Raw genomic sequence first — 6266 nt, 5'->3', positions numbered from 1 at the left:
AACCTAATATTTCTCGACCTACTCTTTCAAATCAATCTAAACAGTTGGGTGAGGTACAAAATAGGCAAAAGCAAGCTAATACTGATTCTACTCAACAGAAATATGACGATATCGTTACCAGAATGGTTAAAAAAATTGATGCTTTTAAGACAGGATTAAAAGAATATAAAATTCGTGAGCTAGTAGAAGATACCGAGGAACTGGGGAAAATTCTTGCCGATAAGGGGGATAAAGGATTAAAAACTACCCAGATTCGTAAATTCTTAGATGCTGTGAACCGTTTCAAAGTTCAGAAAATTATTAAAAACAAACTTTCTGAAGAAAGTAGAGATGAATTGCACATTCTAAGATATCAATTAGCATATGCTACTGCTCGGCAACAGAAAGGGAAAGATTTAGATTCTAGCCCAGTTGCACCCTTGAAAAAGGTTTTGGAAGCCGCAATTAAACAAATTAAAAATGAAGATTTAGAAGATTTTAAACGTTTCGTTCAACTTATTGAGGCAATAGTTGCTTATCACAAAGCAGCAGGAGGAAAAGACCAATGACTACATCAACAACTGACAAACCTCAAAAGCCACTACTTGGCAAACTTCATGTTAAGAGCATTCTTTTAGTAGAAACCGGACTTCATATTGGTGGCGGTGGAGAAACATTAAATATTGGAGGACTAGATAAGTCTGTAATTCGCGATCCACTAACTCGACATCCTTACCTACCAGGTTCATCTATTAAAGGGAAGCTTCGCTCAATTTTAGAACGTTTGTGTAATAAACCGATCAATCGCAAAGGAAGTAGAGATACTTACCGATATGAAAGCGATGATTTGGTAGATGGAATAACAGAAATTGACGAACAATTTATTAAGTTTATGGGAGCAAGGACTTGTGAAGTTTCTCGTGTATTTGGCTCTACTGGTGTAACCTGCTGGATTGAAACTCAAGTTGCAGAGCAAGAGGGATTACTTGAAGATAACAGTCCAAAGAAACAGATTGATGGTAAGGAATATACAAAAATTAAAGGACGAAATGCACCAGCACGTTTAATTGTTCGCGATTGTCATTTAGAAGATGATTCTTCTGAGGAATTGAAAACAATTGATACTGGTTTATATATGACCGAGTGGAAGTTTGAAAATGGACTTGATCGCATCACGGCGGCAGCGTCCCCAGCAAAAGTCATCGCAAAAACCTCCTTTTCGTCTCAGTTCAACCTTTATTTATCGACGTAATGGAGAACATTACATTTACTATCTGCCCAAACCTCTAGAATTTCCCAAAGGATATCCAGAAGATGACTTGAAATTTACCAAGACTTACAAAAAGCTCAACTACTTACCTTTGGAAGTTTGGCAGCGTTGGTATCAAGGAGACGGGTTTACACTCGAAGGCGATAAAAGAGATTTAATTGCTGAGACAGAAAAGAAAGCGGATGGCACTGAACCATTGCATAAAGCCGGAACTTTCGACTATGGCAAAGCTTATAAAATTCACCAAACACCCAAAGTAGCTATCGACCGTACCACTAGAGCCACAAATTTCTATCACACAGGCTTCGTTCAGTTTGAATGGGAGCAATCTAAACAGTCAGGCTTGTACTTCTTGCTGAATTTCCTAGAACAAGAGCGGAAACTAGAAGATAAACTTCACGCTGCTTTAGAACTTTTGGGTGAGGAAGGTTTGGGTGGAGAACGTTCTAGTGGTGCTGGACGCTTTGAAGTTGAATGGGAGAAACTTCCCCAAGATTGGCAGGATGTAGTGGATTTTGCCAAACCAACTCATTACGCTCTGATCAGCTTATTTTGGGAATTGCCCTTACCAAAAGAACTTCTAGATGCAGAGGGAATGCTGGATAAAACTGCCAGTTATGCGATTCAAGAACGAGGCGGTTGGATTGCTTCTCCTTCTTCAGGTCGTCAGCTACGCCGCAAAATGGTGCGAATGTTTGCTGAAGGTTCTGTTTTCCCCATCGCTCCCTTGGGGAAATTGGCTGATGTTACACCTAATAAGTTTAAACAGCACAAAATTTACCGCAGTGGTATTAGTTTGAGTCTGCCAGTTACCTTACCTAGCTGATAACTATAATGGTTGCTTCTCAAGACCTTACCCTTAGCCGACCAGAGTTCTATGAATCGCGACGAATTCAGTTAACCAGTCCGCTGCTGCACATTGGGTCAGCCGTCTCCCAACTAAACCCATTTGAATACGTTCAAACTGCCAAAAAGGTTTACCTCCCGGATGGGGAAGCCTTAGCCAAAGGTCTGCAAACACGGGGCAGACTCAATGACTATATTCGTGCTATTGAAGAGAGGGAGGAGATTGCGGATATCCTCAAACAAGCCTTTGGTGAAGACTGGCAGGAGGCGACTGACCCACAAGGCAATCCTATTTTTCCTGAGATTTTTATTGACGCTAAGTGGACGGAGCAAAAAATCACTGACTTGCGACCAATGATTCGCAACGGGTTTGGGCAACTTTACCTTCCCGGTTCGTCAATTAAGGGGGCGATTCGGACTGCGATCGCTTATCACTTACTCAAATACGCAGACCGTTATCACGTCCCAAACTCCCAACGAGTTAGTGAGATTGAAAAGCAATTACGGCAAAAGCTTAATTCAGGAGAATTGAAGAGTAAAGGAAAGCAAAAGTTTTTAGACGATGAGTTATTGATGAATAACTTGTTCTCTAATTTTTCGCTCAGCTACCAAGACAGAGCAGTTAAAGCCAGAACAGGTCCCAATACAGACTTCATGCGGGCAATCCAAGTAACGGATTGTCAACCACTTGTGAAAATAACAGTCAATCAGAAGGGGAAGGCGATCGCGTTCAATGTTCCAATTGCTGCTGAAGTGATTGTCTCTAGCCACTTTGAAGACGAACGGGCTAAATATAGAGCTTCTATTTATGCTGAAATGGTGCGGAATGTCCGGACTGAGTTTACCCTCTCCTTAGATACCAAGATGCTGTCTTGGTTTCGGCATCAACAGGGGATGCAATTGCCTTTTCAAAGCCTGGATGATGTCTTAAAGATTTGTCATGAATTTGCTCAAGAGCAGTGGGATGGGGAGTATGACTACTGGCAAGCTGTTAAAAATAATCGCCATCAAGGTAAAAATTTAGATTTTTCAGCAATTCGTGAGTTTTACGAAAAAGAGACTTGTCCTTATAGTTTACGACTGGGTTGGGCAAGTGGGATGAATGGTACGACAATTGGTTGGTTACTCAATGACCAACTGAGAGCCGATATTCGCGATACCTGCGGGATTGCTGCACCCAATTTTGAAGCACCGAAGTCTAGGCGTACAGTTGTAGACCCAAAGGGTGAGATTAAGTATGTGCCTGGATGGGTAAAGTTTAAGGCGTTGTAAATCTAATGCTAATTCGTTCTACCTGGACATTAAGCTTATCTGAGAAAGCAGTTTTACCTCGCTCCTATCAATTGGAATTGGTAAAGCAACTACACGAACGCATGAGCTTGGAAATGGGGAGTGAAACAATTCCTTCTATTTCCTACTCAGGTATCATCGGTTCTTGTTCTGCTTCTAAGGAATTTTTGACCTTTCATCCAGATGGATTTTACAGCTTAGCTTTGTGTGGATTGCAGGAAAGGGCAGCAAAAGCGATCGCATCCCTCAACCTTTCTCCTTCACTAGAATTTCTAGGAGCTAAGTTTGATGTTATTAACCGAGAAGACGAAACCACCAGCTACGAGCAGCTTTACACAAGTTTAGTAGCAAATGAACCAGAACCGATCAGGCGATTTGATTTGCACTTCACAACGCCTACAGCTTTTGCTCAACAAAGCATCCATTTACCCCTACCCGTACCAGCATTAATGTTTCGTAGTTGGTTAGAGCGGTGGAATCATTTTGCTTCTGTGTATTTGGGAAGTGATGAGTTAATCGCTTACTTGAGTCAATACATCATACTCAAGCATCACCAGATAAAAACGCGATCGTTTCAGTTGCATCGCGGATATGTGAATGGCTTTATTGGTGATGTAACACTACAAGTTCTTAGCCGTACTGACCCCTTGCTAGCGAATGTGGCTAACTTATTGGTTCATCATGCTCAGTTTGCTGGTACGGGTGTAAAAACTCGCTTGGGAATGGGGCAAACACAAGTAAACCTGAAAAATTAATTAAAGGATGATAAAGCATGAAAGCAATTTCGTTTCTTGGCTTTAATAATTATCAGGATACAACCTACCTTAACCCTATGGGTTTTGGAAACTATAAAACACCATTTTTTCAAGAGGCGTTAGTTGAATTTTACAAGCCTGAAACCCTCTACGTTTTGCTGACTAAGACAGTAGAAACAGTTGCTCCAACAGGAGCAACCGAAACTAATTGGGAGGCGTTGAGAAAGCGGTTGGAAGCCAAGGTGGATTTGCAACCCGTGTACAATGTGCCAGAAGCACACAGCACTGCTGATATTTGGCAGCTATTTGAAATGTTGACTAACTGTTTGCAGGAGGGCGATCGCGTTATATTCGACATTACGCACTCCTTTCGCTCTTTACCTGTGCTAGCGTTGATTGCCATCAGTTATCTGCGTGTAGTGCGAAATGTGAAGATTGAGGGACTAATTTACGGTGCATTTGAAGCTAAAAATAAAGAAACCAATGAAACTCCTACTTTTGATTTGTTGCCAATGGTTAGTCTGTTGGAGTGGACAACTGCTACTGACCAATTCATTAAAACAGGCAATGGGCAGGCACTAGCAACCTTGTTACATAGTAGTAACCCCTCGACCGAAAACTTGGCAAAAAGTATAGATGGTATCGCCCAAGGCTTGCAACTGTTACGACCAATGGACGTTATGCGAGAAGCTGCTATGTTACCTAACCATATTGCAGAGGCAGCACCCGTCATTTCTCAGTCGGTACCACCATTTGTTAGTTTGCTGGAACGCGTGGAAAAAGATTATGGCAAGTTTTGCTTGGCAAACCCAAAAGATTATACAACCAACGCTAAAGCTTCCCTGATTCGACAACTAGAAATGGTGAAATGGTATGCAGCAAAAGGACAAACGGTTCAAGCCTTATCTTTAGCGCGAGAGTGGTTGCCATCCCTGCTGTGCTATCGCTTTCAACTAGATCCTCTCGATAAAGCAAATCGAGATGAGATGGAACTCCTACTAAGTGGCGGCAAGATCAAGGATAAAGAGGGAAATACAATCAGGGAGTCACTATATTTGGAGCAATGGTCAAATACTCCGAAGAAACAGAAAAAGCAGTTGAACAACCTCTGGGGCGGTGATTTCAATCTGGCTAACCTGCGGAACGATGTGCTTCACTCTGGCTTTCGCAAAAATCCTAAAAAAGCGGAGGATATTCTTGAGCAGACTCGAAAAATTATTGAGGAACTCAATGCAGTTGCAGCAGAGTGGAAGTTGGCAGACGAAACTCAATAATCTTTAGACTGTCCACAGATTTTGGACAAAACTCAGATAGCAATTCAATCAATTGATTCATGTATAAAGTACTTCTAGTCACAGTTGGTGGCTCTTTCCAACCCATAGTTACCTCAATTCGCACCCTACAGCCTGATCGCGTCATCTTCCTATGTTCTGATGGCGATAAAGGCAGTAAAGTTCAGGTGATTGGCGAAGGGACTCCGTGTGAAGTGCGACGTGGTACAGAAATAGTGGAGAGTCTGCCGAATATTCCTACACAAGTAGGATTGGGCGATCGCTTTCAACCAGACAGCGACCTAATCCTCATTCAAAATCCTGACGACTTATCAGAATGCTATCGTCTAGCTTCCGCCAAAATTAACGCTCTGCAACAGGAGTCAGCCGAATACGAGATTATAGCTGATTACACTGGCGGCACAAAAACAATGTCAGCCGCCTTAGTGCTGGCATCTGTAGATTGTGGTATTTCCCTTTACGTCACTGTCGGCACTACCCGTGAGAACTTAGTGCGATTCGAGCGGGGGGAATCAACGCGAAAAGTTTCCACTAGCTGGCTTAGTAATAGAATACGTTCAACTGAGAACACATAAAACTGATATTAACGTCGGACAAGCGTTGAGGGCTTAATTGTGAGGTCAATATGGCTTTCAGTAGTTATAAGAGTATCGGTGCCGTTGTCAAAGAATTTCAGACTAAATACACCGAAGCTGATTTCATTGGTGAAATAGAATTTAACATCCCAGACTACTTCCGAGAAGACTTACAAACCGTCATGCGAGAAGGAGTCGTTGATAACTCAGAGTTTGCCATTTGCGAAAACTTAATTTATCCTGTCTTGAAAGAAGTTTG

6 protein-coding genes and 2 pseudogenes are annotated in these 6266 nt (G+C 42.1%); all 8 read left to right on the top strand.

The features are described from left to right. The coding region (csm2, locus tag V6C93_RS22230) for a type III-A CRISPR-associated protein Csm2 (protein ID WP_333478860.1) at positions 1–548 on the top strand (548 nt) is incomplete at its 5' end. Beyond that, a pseudogene (gene csm3 / locus V6C93_RS22225) lies at positions 545–1180 on the top strand (type III-A CRISPR-associated RAMP protein Csm3); the annotation flags it as partial. The gene csm2 and the pseudogene csm3, both read left to right, overlap by 4 nt. Then, positions 1137–2075, top strand: coding sequence for a type III-A CRISPR-associated RAMP protein Csm4 (gene csm4 / locus V6C93_RS22220; protein ID WP_333478858.1), 939 nt, complete (start codon positions 1137–1139; stop codon positions 2073–2075). The pseudogene csm3 and the gene csm4, both read left to right, overlap by 44 nt. 8 nt (positions 2076–2083) lie before the next feature. Beyond that, positions 2084–3367 carry a type III-A CRISPR-associated RAMP protein Csm5 gene (gene csm5, locus V6C93_RS22215; RefSeq protein ID WP_333478857.1) on the top strand — a complete coding sequence of 428 codons (1284 nt, stop codon included), beginning with the start codon at positions 2084–2086 and terminating at the stop codon, positions 3365–3367. Positions 3368–3372: 5 nt separating this feature from the next. After that, positions 3373–4140: a CRISPR system precrRNA processing endoribonuclease RAMP protein Cas6 gene (gene cas6 / locus V6C93_RS22210; RefSeq protein WP_333478856.1), complete on the top strand. Its 768-nt coding sequence runs from the start codon at positions 3373–3375 to the stop codon at positions 4138–4140. Between the two features lie 17 nt (positions 4141–4157). Then, entirely contained in the window at positions 4158–5414 is a 1257-nt protein-coding gene (gene csx2, locus V6C93_RS22205) for a TIGR02221 family CRISPR-associated protein (RefSeq protein WP_333478855.1), read from the top strand. Between the two features lie 59 nt (positions 5415–5473). After that, entirely contained in the window at positions 5474–6007 is a 534-nt protein-coding gene (locus tag V6C93_RS22200; protein WP_333478854.1) for a hypothetical protein, read from the top strand. A 50-nt stretch (positions 6008–6057) separates the two neighbouring features. Then, positions 6058–6266, top strand: a pseudogene (locus V6C93_RS22195) (hypothetical protein); the annotation flags it as partial.

This window comes from Allocoleopsis sp., assembly GCF_036703385.1.
GTDB lineage: Bacteria > Cyanobacteriota > Cyanobacteriia > Cyanobacteriales > Coleofasciculaceae > Allocoleopsis.
Note: the sequence above shows the minus strand (reverse complement) of the source record. Positions and strands in the feature narration are given on the sequence as shown.

Coding starts and splice junctions, on each gene's coding strand:
- csm4 (WP_333478858.1), top strand. CDS start 1,137: ATGGACTTGATCGCATCACGGCGGCAGCGTCCCCAGCAAAAGTCATCG.
- csm5 (WP_333478857.1), top strand. CDS start 2,084: ATGGTTGCTTCTCAAGACCTTACCCTTAGCCGACCAGAGTTCTATGAA.
- cas6 (WP_333478856.1), top strand. CDS start 3,373: ATGCTAATTCGTTCTACCTGGACATTAAGCTTATCTGAGAAAGCAGTT.
- csx2 (WP_333478855.1), top strand. CDS start 4,158: ATGAAAGCAATTTCGTTTCTTGGCTTTAATAATTATCAGGATACAACC.
- V6C93_RS22200 (WP_333478854.1), top strand. CDS start 5,474: ATGTATAAAGTACTTCTAGTCACAGTTGGTGGCTCTTTCCAACCCATA.